Origin of the sequence: Algorimicrobium echini, from assembly GCF_900115185.1 — a bacterium.
GTDB lineage: Bacteria > Bacteroidota > Bacteroidia > Flavobacteriales > Flavobacteriaceae > Algorimicrobium > Algorimicrobium echini.
On record NZ_FOVN01000004.1, the window covers coordinates 234,608 to 249,968 of the forward strand.

General features: G+C 32.9%; 18 protein-coding genes. 6 read left to right on the forward strand and 12 right to left on the reverse strand.

What is annotated here, in order from left to right:
* The first annotated feature begins 93 nt into the window (after nucleotides 1-93).
* Both BM239_RS11030 and trhA read left to right on the forward strand, forming a co-directional pair.
* Entirely contained in the window at nucleotides 94-771 is a 678-nt protein-coding gene (locus BM239_RS11030) for a DUF4294 domain-containing protein (RefSeq protein WP_092208680.1), read from the forward strand.
* Complete coding sequence (gene trhA, locus BM239_RS11035) at nucleotides 771-1,397, forward strand: PAQR family membrane homeostasis protein TrhA (RefSeq protein ID WP_092208542.1); 627 nt, start codon at nucleotides 771-773, stop codon at nucleotides 1,395-1,397. Before BM239_RS11030 ends, trhA begins: the two co-directional genes overlap by 1 nt.
* Before the next feature lie 6 nt (nucleotides 1,398-1,403).
* Here the strand turns inward: trhA and BM239_RS11040 are convergent, their stop codons facing one another.
* The 4 genes from BM239_RS11040 to BM239_RS11055 form a co-directional block, all read right to left on the reverse strand.
* The gene (locus BM239_RS11040; RefSeq protein WP_092208544.1) at nucleotides 1,404-2,021 is read right to left on the reverse strand and encodes a MarC family protein; all 618 of its coding nucleotides are present in this window, start codon (nucleotides 2,019-2,021) and stop codon (nucleotides 1,404-1,406) included.
* 198 nt (nucleotides 2,022-2,219) lie between these two features.
* Nucleotides 2,220-2,648: a DUF4268 domain-containing protein gene (locus tag BM239_RS11045; protein ID WP_092208546.1), complete on the reverse strand. Its 429-nt coding sequence runs from the start codon at nucleotides 2,646-2,648 to the stop codon at nucleotides 2,220-2,222.
* A 6-nt stretch (nucleotides 2,649-2,654) separates the two neighbouring features.
* Complete coding sequence (locus BM239_RS11050) at nucleotides 2,655-3,329, reverse strand: ZIP family metal transporter (RefSeq protein ID WP_092208548.1); 675 nt, start codon at nucleotides 3,327-3,329, stop codon at nucleotides 2,655-2,657.
* Nucleotides 3,329-4,057 (reverse strand): class I SAM-dependent methyltransferase, encoded by a 729-nt coding sequence (locus tag BM239_RS11055; protein ID WP_092208682.1) that lies wholly within the window; start codon nucleotides 4,055-4,057, stop codon nucleotides 3,329-3,331. The genes BM239_RS11050 and BM239_RS11055 overlap by 1 nt, the downstream gene beginning before the upstream one ends.
* A 130-nt stretch (nucleotides 4,058-4,187) precedes the next feature.
* Between BM239_RS11055 and BM239_RS11060 the strand changes: the two genes are divergently transcribed.
* Nucleotides 4,188-5,351: a THUMP domain-containing class I SAM-dependent RNA methyltransferase gene (locus BM239_RS11060; RefSeq protein ID WP_092208550.1), complete on the forward strand. Its 1,164-nt coding sequence runs from the start codon at nucleotides 4,188-4,190 to the stop codon at nucleotides 5,349-5,351.
* 191 nt (nucleotides 5,352-5,542) lie between these two features.
* Here the strand turns inward: BM239_RS11060 and BM239_RS11065 are convergent, their stop codons facing one another.
* From BM239_RS11065 to rlmD, 3 genes are read right to left on the reverse strand one after another with little or no spacing between them, the layout of a single operon-like run.
* Complete coding sequence (locus tag BM239_RS11065; RefSeq protein WP_245758233.1) at nucleotides 5,543-6,280, reverse strand: DUF6048 family protein; 738 nt, start codon at nucleotides 6,278-6,280, stop codon at nucleotides 5,543-5,545.
* A complete protein-coding gene (locus tag BM239_RS11070; RefSeq protein WP_092208552.1) occupies nucleotides 6,246-6,788 on the reverse strand; it encodes a DUF6452 family protein in 543 nt (180 codons plus the stop codon). Before BM239_RS11070 ends, BM239_RS11065 begins: the two co-directional genes overlap by 35 nt.
* 6 nt (nucleotides 6,789-6,794) lie before the next feature.
* A complete protein-coding gene (gene rlmD / locus BM239_RS11075) occupies nucleotides 6,795-8,204 on the reverse strand; it encodes a 23S rRNA (uracil(1939)-C(5))-methyltransferase RlmD (RefSeq protein ID WP_092208554.1) in 1,410 nt (469 codons plus the stop codon).
* A 197-nt stretch (nucleotides 8,205-8,401) separates the two neighbouring features.
* Here rlmD and rocD point away from each other — a divergent pair, with 197 nt between their 5' ends.
* Complete coding sequence (rocD, locus tag BM239_RS11080; protein ID WP_092208556.1) at nucleotides 8,402-9,682, forward strand: ornithine--oxo-acid transaminase; 1,281 nt, start codon at nucleotides 8,402-8,404, stop codon at nucleotides 9,680-9,682.
* 67 nt (nucleotides 9,683-9,749) lie between these two features.
* Here rocD and BM239_RS11085 read toward each other — a convergent pair whose 3' ends face one another.
* The 4 genes from BM239_RS11085 to BM239_RS11100 are packed head-to-tail and all read right to left on the reverse strand — an operon-like array spanning nucleotide 9,750 to nucleotide 13,488.
* Nucleotides 9,750-10,088: a CCC motif membrane protein gene (locus BM239_RS11085; protein ID WP_092208558.1), complete on the reverse strand. Its 339-nt coding sequence runs from the start codon at nucleotides 10,086-10,088 to the stop codon at nucleotides 9,750-9,752.
* A gap of 9 nt (nucleotides 10,089-10,097) precedes the next feature.
* Complete coding sequence (locus BM239_RS11090) at nucleotides 10,098-10,385, reverse strand: DUF2752 domain-containing protein (RefSeq protein WP_245758234.1); 288 nt, start codon at nucleotides 10,383-10,385, stop codon at nucleotides 10,098-10,100.
* Nucleotides 10,386-10,433: 48 nt separating this feature from the next.
* The gene (locus tag BM239_RS11095) at nucleotides 10,434-12,266 is read right to left on the reverse strand and encodes a T9SS type A sorting domain-containing protein (RefSeq protein ID WP_092208562.1); all 1,833 of its coding nucleotides are present in this window, start codon (nucleotides 12,264-12,266) and stop codon (nucleotides 10,434-10,436) included.
* A gap of 43 nt (nucleotides 12,267-12,309) precedes the next feature.
* A complete protein-coding gene (locus BM239_RS11100) occupies nucleotides 12,310-13,488 on the reverse strand; it encodes a hypothetical protein (RefSeq protein ID WP_092208564.1) in 1,179 nt (392 codons plus the stop codon).
* A gap of 121 nt (nucleotides 13,489-13,609) precedes the next feature.
* Between BM239_RS11100 and BM239_RS11105 the strand changes: the two genes are divergently transcribed.
* A complete protein-coding gene (locus tag BM239_RS11105; protein WP_092208566.1) occupies nucleotides 13,610-13,819 on the forward strand; it encodes a hypothetical protein in 210 nt (69 codons plus the stop codon).
* Nucleotides 13,806-14,354 carry a Smr/MutS family protein gene (locus tag BM239_RS11110; RefSeq protein ID WP_092208568.1) on the forward strand — a complete coding sequence of 183 codons (549 nt, stop codon included), beginning with the start codon at nucleotides 13,806-13,808 and terminating at the stop codon, nucleotides 14,352-14,354. The genes BM239_RS11105 and BM239_RS11110 overlap by 14 nt, the downstream gene beginning before the upstream one ends.
* Nucleotides 14,355-14,359: 5 nt before the next feature.
* Here the strand turns inward: BM239_RS11110 and BM239_RS11115 are convergent, their stop codons facing one another.
* On the reverse strand, nucleotides 14,360-15,298 hold the full coding sequence (locus BM239_RS11115) for a hypothetical protein (RefSeq protein ID WP_092208570.1): 939 nt from the start codon (nucleotides 15,296-15,298) through the stop codon (nucleotides 14,360-14,362).
* Between the last annotated feature and the right edge of the window lie 63 nt (nucleotides 15,299-15,361).

Consider the following 15,361-nt stretch of genomic DNA (forward strand, 5'->3'; position numbering starts at 1 on the left):
TAACAATATTAATACTATTTTAAGGTTAAAGGTTTTTTAAATTATTAATTTTACATATTCCTTTTTGGAATGATTTTGGATCGTTTTAAACCTATGAAAATAATTGCCTACTTTTTTTTAGTTTTTCCCATAGCACTTTTTGCTCAAGTAGAGGAGGAGGTACAAGATTCAACGGATGTGGTTTATATTCTGATTGAAGGCGATTCAATACCTAAATCTGCTATTAATTTGAACGAAGTTAAACTGTTACACCGTTTAAAATTCAGTACAGAAGCAGAAAGAAACCGTTATTTAATTATTAGACGAAAAACTATCAAGGTGTATCCTTACGCTAAATTAGCTGCTGAACGGTTGGAATCTTTAAACGAACGTTTAAATAGTTTGGAACGCGAAAGTGAAAAACGTCGGTATGCTAAATTAATTCAGAAGTATATTGAGGATGAATTTTCAGCCGAACTAAAAAAATTAACAAAAACGGAAGGACAAATTCTTGTAAAATTGATTCATAGACAAACAGGTGTTACAACATTCGATTTAATAAAAGATTTGCGGAGTGGTTGGCGTGCTTTTTGGTTTAATAATACCGCCTTACTTTTTAATATTTCGCTTAAAGAAGAATTTGACCCATGGAATGTTGAGGAAGATTATTTAATTGAAGATGTTTTGGAACGTAATTTTCAAAGTGGACGTTTAGAGCGTCAAGAGTCTGCATTAGATTTTGATTTTTTTGAATTAGCCAATAAATGGCGTAATAGCAATGAAGTCCCATAATGCGGTTACAAACTCCTTTTGAAGAACGCCTTAATAGTTTAACACATGCCCTAGGAGTATTAATAGGGATTGTAGCTTTAGTACTATTAATGGTTTATAATTCTAATAAAACCGATTGGAGTTTGTTTAGTGTTGTTGCTTATGGAGTCACTATTATTTTATTATTTACCGCTTCAACCTTATACCATTTTGTAGAATCAGACAAACCCAAACATTATTTACGGATTCTAGACCATATTAGTATTTATTTCTTAATAGCAGGCACATATACTCCTGTCTCCTTAATTACGTTAGAAGCCAGTAAAGGCTGGTATTTGTTTTGGATTGTTTGGGGAATTACGGCTCTAGGGCTTGTTTTGAAGATTTTTTTTACGGGGAAATTTGAATTCTTTTCAGTGGTACTTTACCTTATCATGGGATGGCTCGTAGTGTTTGATTTTTCATATTTGGCTGAAAGTTTAGGGCCAAATGGACTCTTTTGGTTATTTGCAGGAGGCTTTGCCTACACAGCTGGTATTTTGTTTTATGCCATAGATAAAATAAAATTTAACCACGTTATTTGGCACCTTTTTGTTTTAGCTGGTGCTATTTGCCACTTTATTATGGTGTTTTTTTACGTTATTTAAATAGCATTAGGACAGATTGAAGGTGATTTTTATACCCTCAATAATCATACTGGTACCAATAATTGCAATTATTAAACCCATTATTTTCCCAACCACAGAAATAACATTATAGCCTATTTTTTTTACAATAAAATCGCTTAAACGAAATGTTATAAAAGTCAATAAACACATAAAGGCAAAAATTAAAATAACGAGAGCAATTTTAATGAAGTTAGCATCTGAAACAAAGTTCATGGCAGTTACAATAGTTCCTGGTCCTGCTAGAATAGGAATTGCTAATGGTGAAACGGCAATGTTTTCATCTATGTGAGTGTTTTTTAGATTTTTTATGCTTGATTTTTTTGATTGAAGCATATCAAAACCGACATAAAAAATTAAAATCCCACCCGTTATTTTAAAGGCAGGAATGGTAATTCCAAATAACTCAAAAATGAATTTTCCAAGAATCACAAAAATGGCAACAATAATAAAAGCAATTAAAACGGCTCGTTTATTAATACGTAGTTTAGTTTCGGGATCGGCACCTCCAACGAGTGATAGGAATATCGGTAAATTAGAAATAGGATTCATAATAGCAAAGAATCCTGTAAATACCGTAATTGAAAATGTGAGAAGATGATCCATTATTAAAAAACGTTTTTTTTTATCTCAATAAATGTATCTTAAGATATAATTTTTTAAGGCTGCAAATGTAGGAAATCAATAGGATATTATTAATTGATACCTAGCATTTAATTTCAGTTAATTAAAACTATTAAAAGACTCAATCTTGTTCACTATTATAATTTTTAAAACAAGTCGTGCCTTAACTGTTCTAAATTATTAAGGTGTTAATATGTCTTTGTAGTCTTCAAAAAAGGCTTCAAAACGACTCATACTATCATTTAAAAACACCATGACTTCTTGCCAGCTGTTCTTATTATGAATGGATACTTTTTGCTCTAAAGGAACATAAATTCGGGAGATTTCTTTACCGTTTTCTAAATAGTATTCTTCTTCAAAAATAGCATTTGGTAGATAATCTGATTTTAAAATGGTTTTTAGAGCCTCCAACTTTTCCCAAATTGTAATGCGGTTCTCCAAATCGTCTTCTAAATCTATGGAAACCATAGCTTGTTTTGTATCAAAATGGAATTTAAAACTCATGCCTTTAATTTTGGTGTCATACAAAATCCATTTCCTAGGAAAAGATTTCCTAAAACTGGTCCAAAATAATTGACGGAGTTGTCTAGATTCTTCTTTTGAAAACATAAAAAATTAAATTATGTAAGCCATAGCAATACCCAAAACAATGGCTATTAATTTAGTCAGGTTGAATTTATGGCCTTCGCCACTTTCAAATAAAATAGTTGTGGAAATATGTAAAAAGATACCAATAACAATAGCATTAATTGCACTAATATTTTGGCTAGCAATATTCATATGATTGGAAATAAAAGTGCCAATAGGTGTCATAGCAGCAAAAATGGTTAAAAACGCTATGACTTGAAATTTGGTAGCTTTTGAATGAATTAGAAAACCCGTAATAACCGTAGCAATTGGAATTTTATGAACCAATACACCATACACCATATCATTATGTTCATGAATAGGAAAGCCCTCTAAAAAACTATGTATACACAAGCTTAAAAACAGTGCCCAAGGAAAATGTTTACCATGATTATGAACATGTACGTGGCCATGTTCAGCACCTTTTGAGAAGAACTCTAAAATTATTTGAATTAGAATTCCGAACATAATAAATAGTCCGGTTTGCTTTGCATCTAAATGGTGGTATACTTCTGGTAGTAACTCAAAAAGGGTTAAGGCTAATAAAAAAGCACCACTAAAAGCTAACAGTAACTTAAAGTTGAAGTGCGCTTTTTTACGTGTTAAAACAACTAATGAAGCACCAATAATAACAGCAAATATGGGTAGTAAGTACGGCAACATTATTTAAAAATCATGATTAAACGTTCAGATGTGTTTTTGTTAAATTTATGTAATTTATAATCGCCAAAAATATCTAATAAATAAACACCTGCCTGATCAAATAGCGCTTGAAAATCCTCTAAAGTAAAAGCGCGTACCCGTTCTTGGAATTGATACGTGTTACCAGCATCATCAAACTGAATATCTTTAATAATGTAACCATCTTTAAAGAAACGTTTTATTTGAAAGTCAATATTTTCAACGGTTTTAGTTTCTTCTGGAACTAAATTATCAATAACATAGTTACTATTCATAAAATCAATTACACCAAATCCAGTTTCATTTAAATCTGCTTGAATGGCTTGAATGGTCTTTAAGTTATCATCTTCATTTTCAAAATAACCAAAACTAGTAAACAAATTAAAAACAGCATCAAACTGTTTATTAAAAGGTTTACACATATCATGAACTTGAAAATGGAGTGTTTCGTTTTCAAATTGCTTGGCATGAGCAATGCTGTTTTCGGATAAATCTGCACCAATAACCTTATAACCCAACGAATTTAAATAAATAGCATGACGGCCTTTGCCACAAGCTAAATCTAAAATTTCACCGTGCTCAGGCAGGTTTAAATAATTGGTTAAAATATCCATAAATAGTTGGGCTTCGCTATTATCTCTATCTTTATAAAGTATATGATAATATGGTGTGTCAAACCATGAAGCAAACCATTGCGATGTGTTTTCCATAAAAGTTTTCCCTTGGTTAGGGTTTAATCTTGTAATAATTAATCTGCTACCCAAAAATTGTCATTGTTAAGCAAAGTCTGTTGTCTTGCCACAAAAATACTGTATTTTTGTAATCTATTTAATGTCTGCGATGGAGAATAATTTTAAAATGGTTGCCAAAACCTTATTTGGCTTTGAAGATTTATTAGAAAAAGAACTCATTCAATTAGGTGCTATAGATATTCAGAAAGGCACAAGAATGGTTGGTTTTACTGGCGATAAAGGGTTTATGTACAAGGCAAATTTAGGTTTGCGTACTGCTATTAAAATTTTAAAACCAATTAATAGTTTTCGTATCAAGAACGAACAAGATTTGTACGATCAAGTGTATAAAATGGATTGGAGTCAGTATATGAAATCTAGTGGAACATTAGCCATTAGTTCAACGGTTCATTCAGAACAGTTTACACATTCGCAATACATTTCACTTAAAACTAAAGATGCTATTGTTGATAAATTTAGAGATACTACTAATGAGCGTCCAAATATAGATTTACGGTTTCCTGATTTAAAAGTGAATGTCCATATTGATAGAAACCAATGTACTATTTCATTGGATTCGTCTGGTGAATCTTTACATAAGCGTGGTTATAAAACGGCTACCAATATTGCACCTATAAGTGAAGTTTTGGCAGCAGGTCTTGTTATGTTATCGGGTTGGGATGGTCAGTCAGATTTTATGGATCCAATGTGTGGTAGTGGAACGATATTGGCGGAAGCTGCCATGATAGCTTGTAATATACCACCAAATTTAATGCGAAAAGAATTTGCTTTTGAGCGTTGGAATGACTGGGATGTTGAATTATTTGAAAAAATTGAAGAATCTCTTTTGAAAAAAACACGAGACTTTCATCATAAAATAATAGGATATGATAAATCGCCTAGTGCAGTAGCTAAAGCAAAAGATAATCTGAAAAATGCACATTTAGATGAATTTGTTAGCATTCAGCATGAAGATTTCTTTAAGACTCAAAAAGCTGGTGATGCTAAATTGCATATGGTTTTTAATCCACCTTATGGAGAACGCCTAGATATTGATATGGAAAAATTTTATGCAGCTATTGGTGATACGCTAAAACAAAATTATCCAGGAACTGATGCTTGGTTTATAACATCTAATCTGGATGCCATAAAGCATGTTGGATTACGTCCATCGCGAAAAATACATGTAATGAATGCAAAATTAGAATCGCGTTTGGTAAAATATGTTATGTACGAAGGCAGTAAAAAAGCAAAGTATCAGGATAGAGATTAGTTAGGGTGCATTTTAGTTTTGTTATTTTCTAACTTTTATACTTATATACTCTTAATTTTCGCAAAGGAGTAATGGAAGTAAGGTGGAGTGAGCCAAAGTAGCCTTCTAGATTAATGATTAATAATCATAGAAATTATGTTATTATGTTTTGGAATTTAGTACCTAATTTAGAAAGTTATCTATACTAAACACTATTTAGCTTTCTTAAAAATGGGAATTAAATAAGAAATATTATAACCATATCCAAAACCAAAACTCCCACTATCATAGGTTTTATTGTAACCAGGTATATAAAGATTTTCAAAATTATCAGGTTCACTTTGTGTAATGATGTATTTAAATTGCACGTTTACACCTAAAAACAAATTAGTAAGTACTTCTACTTTTAAACCAGTAATAAATTCTGCCCAGACTGCGTTTAAGCCACTATAATCAATACTTTCTGTTGACGTAAATTGTGGAGCCCAATACTGATTTTGGGAATAGACACCATAGCCATTAAGTTCTTGACTAAAATTGCTAGCTGCAACCCGAAAACCACCATATAATAAATTGTTCATTCCGTACCAATTTTGATAGGCGTTATAATCTGCTCCCAGTTTTATGTAGGTCCCAGAGGATGTAACAGCTATATAATCGGTAGTCGTTTTTTTTTCTTCAATACCAAATTCAGCAGCTAAATACCATTTTTTTGTAAATCGGAAATCACCATTTATCTCAAAGCCTTTATAATCATCATCAACAAAAGAGCGGATTAATTTACTAGCATCTCCACCTACACGTAGACCATATTTTTCTTTTTGCTTAATGCTATCCTTTAATTTATTATTTAACGGAATGCTATCGTTTTGTGCAAATGAAACTGAACAAAAAAGCATACCAACTAAACAGGACTTAATGATAGAGATTATAGTTTGTTGCATTTTCATTTTCTATTGTTTGATTATCATCTACTGATTGAATAATTTTTATCCATTTATCGCCATCATCTTCAACTGTCATGGAAATATTTTTAAAAACCGTTTTAAAACCACAAGCTCTAGATACGTAAACTTCTTCTGTTACATAAGATATGGTTATAATATCTTCATTTCCCGTTATAAAATCGTCATCTGGATTATCTGGTGTTTGGTTATTATTTAATCTATAATTTTTATAAATACTATACTGCGTGCTATTTTCAGTGGTTTTTAGTGGTAAAAGAATTATTTGCTTACTTGTTGAACCGTCTAAATCTGGTAATGTTTCATCATTTCCAATACCTTGTACACGGCATCTAGCAACATTTCTAGGATTTTGTTGTTCTGGGTTCTCAATGCTGTAAAAAGCAATAGTTAAACGCGGTGTGGTAACTGTATCTAGCGTACAAATATCATCGCGCTCGCAGCTAAATGCCAGGCAACCAATTAGAATTAATAAGGCAACTAATTTTTTCATAGGTATTTATCTTCTTTCTAAAAGTACAACATTTTCTACGTGGTGCGTTTGCGGAAACATATCTACAGCTTGTGTACGTGTTACTTTATATTGCGCATCCATAAGTTGCAAATCACGGGCTTGAGTTGCACTGTTGCAACTTACATAAACTATTTTCTTTGGCGCAATATTTAGTATTTGATTAACGACATCCTTATGCATGCCATCACGCGGTGGATCGGTAATTATAACATCTGGTTGCCCATGCGTTTTAATAAAATCCTGGTTAAACACATTTTTCATATCACCTACATAAAAGTCAACGTTGTTAATACCATTTAATTGTGCATTAGCTTTGGCAGCTAAAATAGCATCGGGAACGGCTTCTACACCTACTACTTTTTGTGCTTTTTTGGCTACAAACTGTGCTATGGTACCTGTTCCGGTATATAAATCATAAACTAATTCGGTTCCTGTTAGTCCTGCAAAATCTCTTGTTATTTTGTATAATTCGTAGGCTTGCTCGGAATTGGTTTGGTAGAATGATTTGGCATTGATTTTAAATTGTAGAACTTCCATTTCTTCAAAAATATGATCATCACCTTTATAGCAAATAACATCCTGATCGTAAATAGTATCGTTTGCTTTTTCATTAACCACATATTGAAGCGAAGTTATTTCTGGAAAGGTTTCAGCTAAATAATCTAATAATAATTCGCGTTTAGCCTTATCTTCTTTAAAAAACTGAATCATTACCATAATATCTCCAGTGGATGATGTTCTAATCATCATAGTTCGTAATAAACCCTGTTGATTTCTGGTATTGAAGAATTCTAAATCATTCGCAATTGCAAATTCTTTTACCGCATTTCTTATTGCATTAGAGGGATCTGCTTGTAGATGACATTTTTTAATATCTAAAATTTTATCCCACATGCCTGGAATGTGAAAACCTAATGCATTTCTGTCGCCTAAATCTCTATCTGATTGAATTTCTTCTAATGTTAACCAACGGCTATCGCTAAAAGAAAACTCCATTTTGTTTCTATAAAAATAGGGGTCTTTGCAGCCTAAAATGGGTGTTACTTCAGGTAACTCTATGTGTCCAATGCGTGTTAAATTATTGGTAACTTCTTTTTGTTTGTAGTATAATTGGTGCTCATAGCCCATATTTTGCCACTTACAACCACCGCAAACACCAAAATGTTGACAAGCAGGTTCGGTTCGCTTCGACGATAATTTATGGAAAACGGTTGCTTTTCCTTCGTAGTACGCTTTACGCTTTTTAAAAGTCTGAACATCAACTACATCACCAGGAACAGCATTAGGCATAAATATCACTTTACCATCTGCAGCTTTTCCAATTACTTTTCCTTTTGCACCAGCATCAACAACTTCGACATTGGTAAAAATTTGTTTTTTGTTTTTTCTTGCCATGCTGCAAAAGTACTTTCTTTTTTCGTAGCAAAAAACAAGTGATAAATATTTTAAGAAACAGCAGATATTTAGTAATTTGCCAGTCCTAGGGATGATTTCTCTCCCACGCTGAATTTTCGTCCCGATTACTCGGGATTTCGGAAGGATAAAGGTACAGTAGGAATGGTTATTTTATTCAACAACTTAAATTTATTAAAATGGCTATTTTAGACCAATTAACATCGCAGCAAGCGATAGATTTAGAAGACAAGTATGGCGCACATAATTACCATCCACTTCCAGTGGTTTTGGCAAAAGGAGAAGGCGTGCATGTTTGGGATGTAGAAGGGAAACAGTATTATGATTTTCTATCAGCATATTCTGCTGTAAACCAAGGGCATTGTCACCCAAAAATTGTAAATGCCATGCATAAACAGGCATCTACATTGGCATTAACATCCAGAGCATTTCATAATGATATGTTAGGAAGATATGAGAAATTTGCTTGCGAATTTTTCGGATTCGACAAATTACTACCCATGAATACAGGAGCGGAAGCTGTAGAAACCGCTTTAAAAATCTGCCGAAAATGGGCTTATGAAGTAAAAGGCATTCCTGAAAACGAAGCAGAAATTATTGTTTGTGAAAATAATTTCCACGGAAGAACAACAACTATTATTTCGTTCTCTAATGACCCAGTAGCGCGTAAAAATTTTGGGCCTTATACCGATGGGTTTATAAAAATTGCCTACGATAATTTAGACGCTTTAGAAAACGCCTTAAAATCTAATCCTAATGTTGGAGGTTTTTTAGTAGAACCTATTCAGGGTGAGGCAGGTGTTTATGTTCCTGCTGCAGATTATTTAGCAAAAGCAAAAGCGCTATGCGAAAAATATAATGTATTATTCATAGCTGATGAAGTTCAAACAGGAATTGCTAGAACAGGTCGTTTGTTAGCCACTTGTGGAAACTGTAGCTGTGAAGATAAAAATTGTTCAAAAGAACCAGAAGTAAAACCAGATGTTTTAATATTAGGAAAAGCTTTGTCTGGTGGTGCGTATCCCGTTTCAGCTGTTTTAGCTAATAATGCAGTTATGAATGTTATCCGTCCAGGTAATCACGGAAGTACGTTTGGTGGTAATCCTGTAGCAGCAGCAGTTGCTATGGCAGCGTTGGAAGTTGTTAGAGATGAAAAATTAGCAGAAAATGCCTATAAACTAGGTGAATTATTTCGTAATGAAATGAATAAATTTATTGAAACCAGTAATATTGTAAACTTGGTTCGTGGTAAAGGCTTATTAAATGCTATAGTCATTAATGATGATGAAGAAAGTGATACAGCTTGGAATATTTGTCTAGCATTGCGTGATAATGGTTTATTGGCGAAACCAACACACGGAAATATTATTCGTTTTGCGCCACCATTAGTAATGACAGAAGAGCAATTATTAGATTGTGTATCTATAATTACTAAAACCTTAAAGGGGTTTGAAAAATAAGAATTCATAATCTTATATAAATAAAAAAAAGCGACGTGAGTCGCTTTTTTTTTCGGTAAATTATAGCTTATTCAGCTTGAGCTTGTTGAAATTGTTTCATGGCTTCGTCAAATTGTTCCATATATGCATCCCATCCACCCATAGCATAAATTTGATAGATAGACCAAAGTAGGTATAAAACATTAATGATTAAAATGACGAGTGCAACCGTTTTGGCTGTACTCATAGCATTAACGCTTTTTAAATCATATTCTTCAGGATTTAATTGTGCTTGCTTTATTTTACTTTGAGCAATAATAAATGCAATTCCAGCTAGAATAAAACCGAAACCTGCAAAACAGCAGCATAATAATCCAATAATAGCCAACACATAAACCAGTGTTGGATTGAGTCTTTGTTTTTCCATGTGTAAAATTTAAGTAATTAGTTTTAGTGTAAAACTCCCAATTATAATACTAATAGTTATAATAGCGAGTGTATTTATAATTTTATTAGAATGCTGAAATTTAAAAAAAATATTGAGACCAATAAAGATAAAAAGCGCAATTAATGGGTAAACAGCTGGATACATTTTAAAAGCAGCTAAAAATTCACCATGATAAATTAGGGCAAGTGATCTTTGTAAACCACAGCCCATACAGTCAAATCCAAAAATTTGTTTGTTTAAACAGGGTAGCATAAAATCTTCTGGTGAAGACATCATAATCTTTAATTGATTTTATAGCCAAAGTTAAAAAAAGTGGTGAATAATTTACTTTTTATTAGCAACCATTACTTTTTTATTTAGCGTTTCACCAGATTTGAAGGCAACTGAAACTACATACAAACCATCACTAAACGTTTTGCTTGAAAAATAATATTTTTCAGAAAGAGGTAGGTTTTTAGTATTTATAATCTGTTTTCCTGAAACATCATAAATGGTAACTGTTTTTAAATTCTGAAGATTCGGATTTAGTAAATTGATTTCAGACGTCTCATTATTTTGAAAGATGGCAAAATCAGACATAGTTACATCGGTAGTTCCTAAAGTTTGAGCTGAAAAAGTAATCTCAAATCTTTCAGAATACAAACCTGCCGCTAAATTGATGTCATAATTAGATTCTCGTAAATTCACATAGATTTGATTTTCAATATCGTGAATGTAAATAGGTTGACTTTCATCAAAATTTTGAATATCATAAATTCTAAAACGAACTGGTTGATTTGCTCTAGCTTTGACAATCAAAGGAATTCGCAAGGTTTGGTCATAGTTAAAAGCTTGAATAACATAAGGCTGGTTGTCTAATATCCAATATGCATCAGACGCCAAAGGAATATCACCTTTTCCTTCTAAACCATAATCAAAACCATCTGTTGCTGAATTGTGGAAATTCATTAGTAATTGACGTGTGTATAATTCGTTCTCGGTAAAATCAACATTAATTCGGAAACGTTTAAAATCGGCTGGTACAATATTGAAACCGTCTTCATTATAAATGGTTTCATCTGTTGTTTGTTCGTTTTCGTCAAGTTGATTTCTAAAAAAATAACTATCAGTTCCCGATTGCTTATAAAACTCGCGCTGTGCATTATTGAAAACAATAGTACCTCCTGTAGCGTTGCCTTCAATCATAAAACCTTGCCCTATTGGAATATACCGTCTTGCTACTTTAGTGCCAGACCCAAAAGGCGCATTAGTTGGTGTGCCATCTAATAGATAGGTTGTAAATGGTGCATTGGTAAATGAATCCACGCCTCCTGCAGAAATAGTGTAAATTCCATAGCCACCTACATAGTCAGATAAATTATGTGAGGTAGCACCTGGCGCTTGCTCCCAGTATTTTAGAGTTCCAGTCATGCGTGTTGCATTTGTAGGGTTGTGAATAAAATCGCGCGCATCCAAAGCCGAAGGGTATGGATTTCCAACTAACGTTTCTCTATTGGCATTTAAGGTAACTGTTATATTTCCATTATTTGGTCGACCTCTAAAGTCATACTGTTGAGCACCACTTGGATTCCCCTTCATGGTAAAACCGTAACCAGATGCTAACGTACCATTTGGATCGCCACCTATTGGTAATGAACCACCACCCAAGCCAACCCAATCTTCATAGGCGTTGGTCGTGGTTGGTAATCCAATAAATGTATATAACCAATAGCTGGCAATTTGTGTTGTTGTACCATTATAACCTGCTACATAGCCAAAAGGTGTACTGGTAATAGGTGCTGCCGTTTCACGGTACATATTATTAACTGGTTGGAAAGTTGTATTTCCAGCTGCGCCAGTATTAATACCAACAGGAGAACTCCAATAATTGTAAGCATAAGTATTTGCAGTTCCTGTTTGAAAAGCACTCAATCTTCCAGCTCCAGAATTACCTATATTGTTACCTTGTAATAATTGAGCCTCGTTGCGCAAATAGATATGGCTATTGGTACCATTCAGATTGATACGGTTAGTTACATATAAAGATGCGCTATTTGGCCCACTAGTAAAACCTGTACCATCAACATAGACGTAACTGTTGTTTCTAACGTATAAGTCAGTTTGAGCAAATGTTAGGGAGCCTGCGATAAGAAATGTTAAATATAGTATGTTTTTCATGGTAAAAATGTTTAAATGTTAAATAGAATAATTACCATGATTATTAGTTTCTACTATTGCTCAAACTGCGGGTTGGCATATTGTTTTTCTGGAAATTAATGATTCGCTGTTTTTCAGATTCAGGAATTTCTAATTGAGATCTCAAATTTGAATCAATAATATATTCTGATGAATTAATTGAATTATTACTTGGCGTGATTGATTTACCCATGGCTATCCAATCAACAGATAAATTGGTTACTTGTTCAGAAGTTACAATAACAAAACCCTTACTTGTTTTTCTAGAGATACTTACATTTATTTCAGGGTTGTTTGAAGTAACGGTTACAACAGCATTTCCATTCAAATTTGAAGAAAAGTTAGTGTCAAAAAGTACTTCAAATTCATTGCCTTTAAGATTAACCGAACCAAAATCACTAATTTTTTGAGATTCTAACTGCGCTTCTATATACTTAATTTTTGCTCTGTTATGTTTTACACCCACAAGGCTCATAGTAGCTACACCATATAAGCTCACTTTGGAGTTAGTAGCATCGGTAATATAATCTGGAGCTTCATCCGTAATAACTCCTAAACGCATTTGAGGTCTATATTTATTTTCTTTTCCTGAAATGTTCTGATCTAAATCTGTATTGTATTTATAAAATGATGGTTTAATATTATCAATATCATTCATAACATAATTTTCAATATCTATATTATCATTAATACTATAAATATTTCTTTTAGTAGCTCTATTTGATATGTTATAAAAATCGTAAGAGTTAACCTCAAACCATGCATTTTGATTGACAAAATCATAAACACCATTATAACCGTAAAAATCAGATTCTGGTAGAACTAATGGATCAGAAGCTATATAGTAACCAATGCCAATTTGATATCCTGTAGTTCCATCATTGCCAATCTCAACTGGATCGTAAATTTGGCTCACATAGAACGGTGTTCCTGGTGCTGTAAGAAATGAAACAGAATTTGGTAGGGCGTTAAATCCAAAAACATCATGCTGTGCATCTATATTAAACATGTTAATGTTTCCATCAGATTCTACTCTAAAATCATGATTCCCTCCAGATTCATTAAAAATAGCATCTTGCATAACAGTTAGTTGTGCTGTTGGCGTTGTCGTACCAATCCCAACCTGTGCAAACAAGCTAAAATGAATCAAAAACGTTAAAATAAAGATATGAAGTATTCGGGTTACTGAAGTAATGTTTCTCATAATTTGCTATTTTTAAAGTAGTTACCTTGATTGAATTTACAAAAAAAAAGAAAGTAAATAATATGCTGTTTCAACATTTAATATTAATTTCGACAAACAGTAATTTTTTATCGACCACCTCATGAAAAAGCAACAGTATGTATCCTATTTATTGATTTTAATTGGCAGTATTACAGCAATTTATGGCCAGTCAGGTGATGAGAAAAACGTGGCAATTTTAATAATAGGTATTGTTATTTTAATGTACGGTATTTATAGAATCTCGAGTAAGATTCCAAGTAAATTTGAAGAAGAAACGAATGATAAACCACATGAACATGAAGACATTTAAAATAGGGGATTCCGTAGCTGTTTTAGATGATGATTTTTCTGGTGTTGTTACTAAAATTGCAAATGACCAAATAACCATTGAAACGCCAGATGGTTTTGAACTCGATTTTGAACCGAAAGAATTGGTCGTTACCAAGCCTTTGAAAGTTGATTTAAGTTCTGCTGAAGCTATTATCCGAGAAAAAGAACAACCTAAAAGGAAGCAAGCAACTACAAAAAAAACTAAAGAGCGATATCAACCAACTATGGAAGTGGATTTACATATTCACCATTTAACTGAAAATTCTCACAAGATGAGTAATCATGATATGCTAACCTTACAATTGGATACGGCTAAAGGGCAACTGGAATTTGCAATTAGGAAACGGATTCAGAAAATGGTATTCATCCATGGTGTTGGAGAAGGCGTGTTGAAAACTGAATTAGAATATTTGTTTGGTCGTTATGATCAGATTAAATACTACGATGCCGATTATAAAAAATATGGATTAGGAGCAACGGAAGTTTATATTTTTCAGAATGTTAGCAATGGTTAAAATACTTAAAATTCAGGTGTAACAAGACGGGTTTCATTTAATCTAGAGTCATTTAAAGTTCCCATATTAAACGCATCTTGTGTAATTGTAGGGAAGGTAATATCCGTAACGCGCAAGGTAATTGTAAATACTTGATTTATTGCGTGAGGCCTGTAAGCTGTTGCAGGCAGAGAGGCGCTTTCTACAGGATTTAAGTAATCAGCTATATTAGGGTTTGTAAAATCGTTTGCTGGATTTTGATCGAGTGTTGCGGCATTTTCTTCGTCTATAGTTAAGGTGCCATCATTATCATCATCAGGGTCTAAATAGTTAGGAATACCATCACCATCCGTATCTCTTGGGTTTGTTAGTGGGTCATCATCACCATCTAAATTGTCATCAGCAATTTCAACAGAAGTAAGTACATTATCTCCATCATCATCCACATCAATATAATCAGGTAAACCATCACCGTCTGTATCGGTTGGGTCTGTAGCAGGATTAAAATCGCCATCTAAATTAGCATCTTCAAGCTCTGCAGGAATGCCATCATTATCATCTTCTACTAAAGATACATTAATAAATGCGGACCCTGAATTACTCGATAAATCTTCGTTAATTTGAATATCGGAAGGTGGTACATCATTACAAAATAATGCTGCAGGATTACCATTGTAAGACCGGTAGTTAAACTGGTTACCAGCATTTTCAATATTTATAACAATTTCTTCATCAACAATTAGATTTCCGTCATCATCAACTGCAATTAAATCTTCTAGTGTTAGTGCTGGATTGGTAATTTGAAGCGATAAGGATTCAAACGGATTTTCTTTTATTTGATAGAAAACCAACTCACCACAAGCTAAAAATGTATCATCAAAATCAAATTCAACATTAATAATATCACCATCATCACATGACGTAAGGATAGAAGATGTTAAGAGTACTAACAGTAATTTTCGCATGAATACTATATTTTAAACAAAAATAAAAGAATTGGTAAATATACAACGTCATCCCGAACAAAT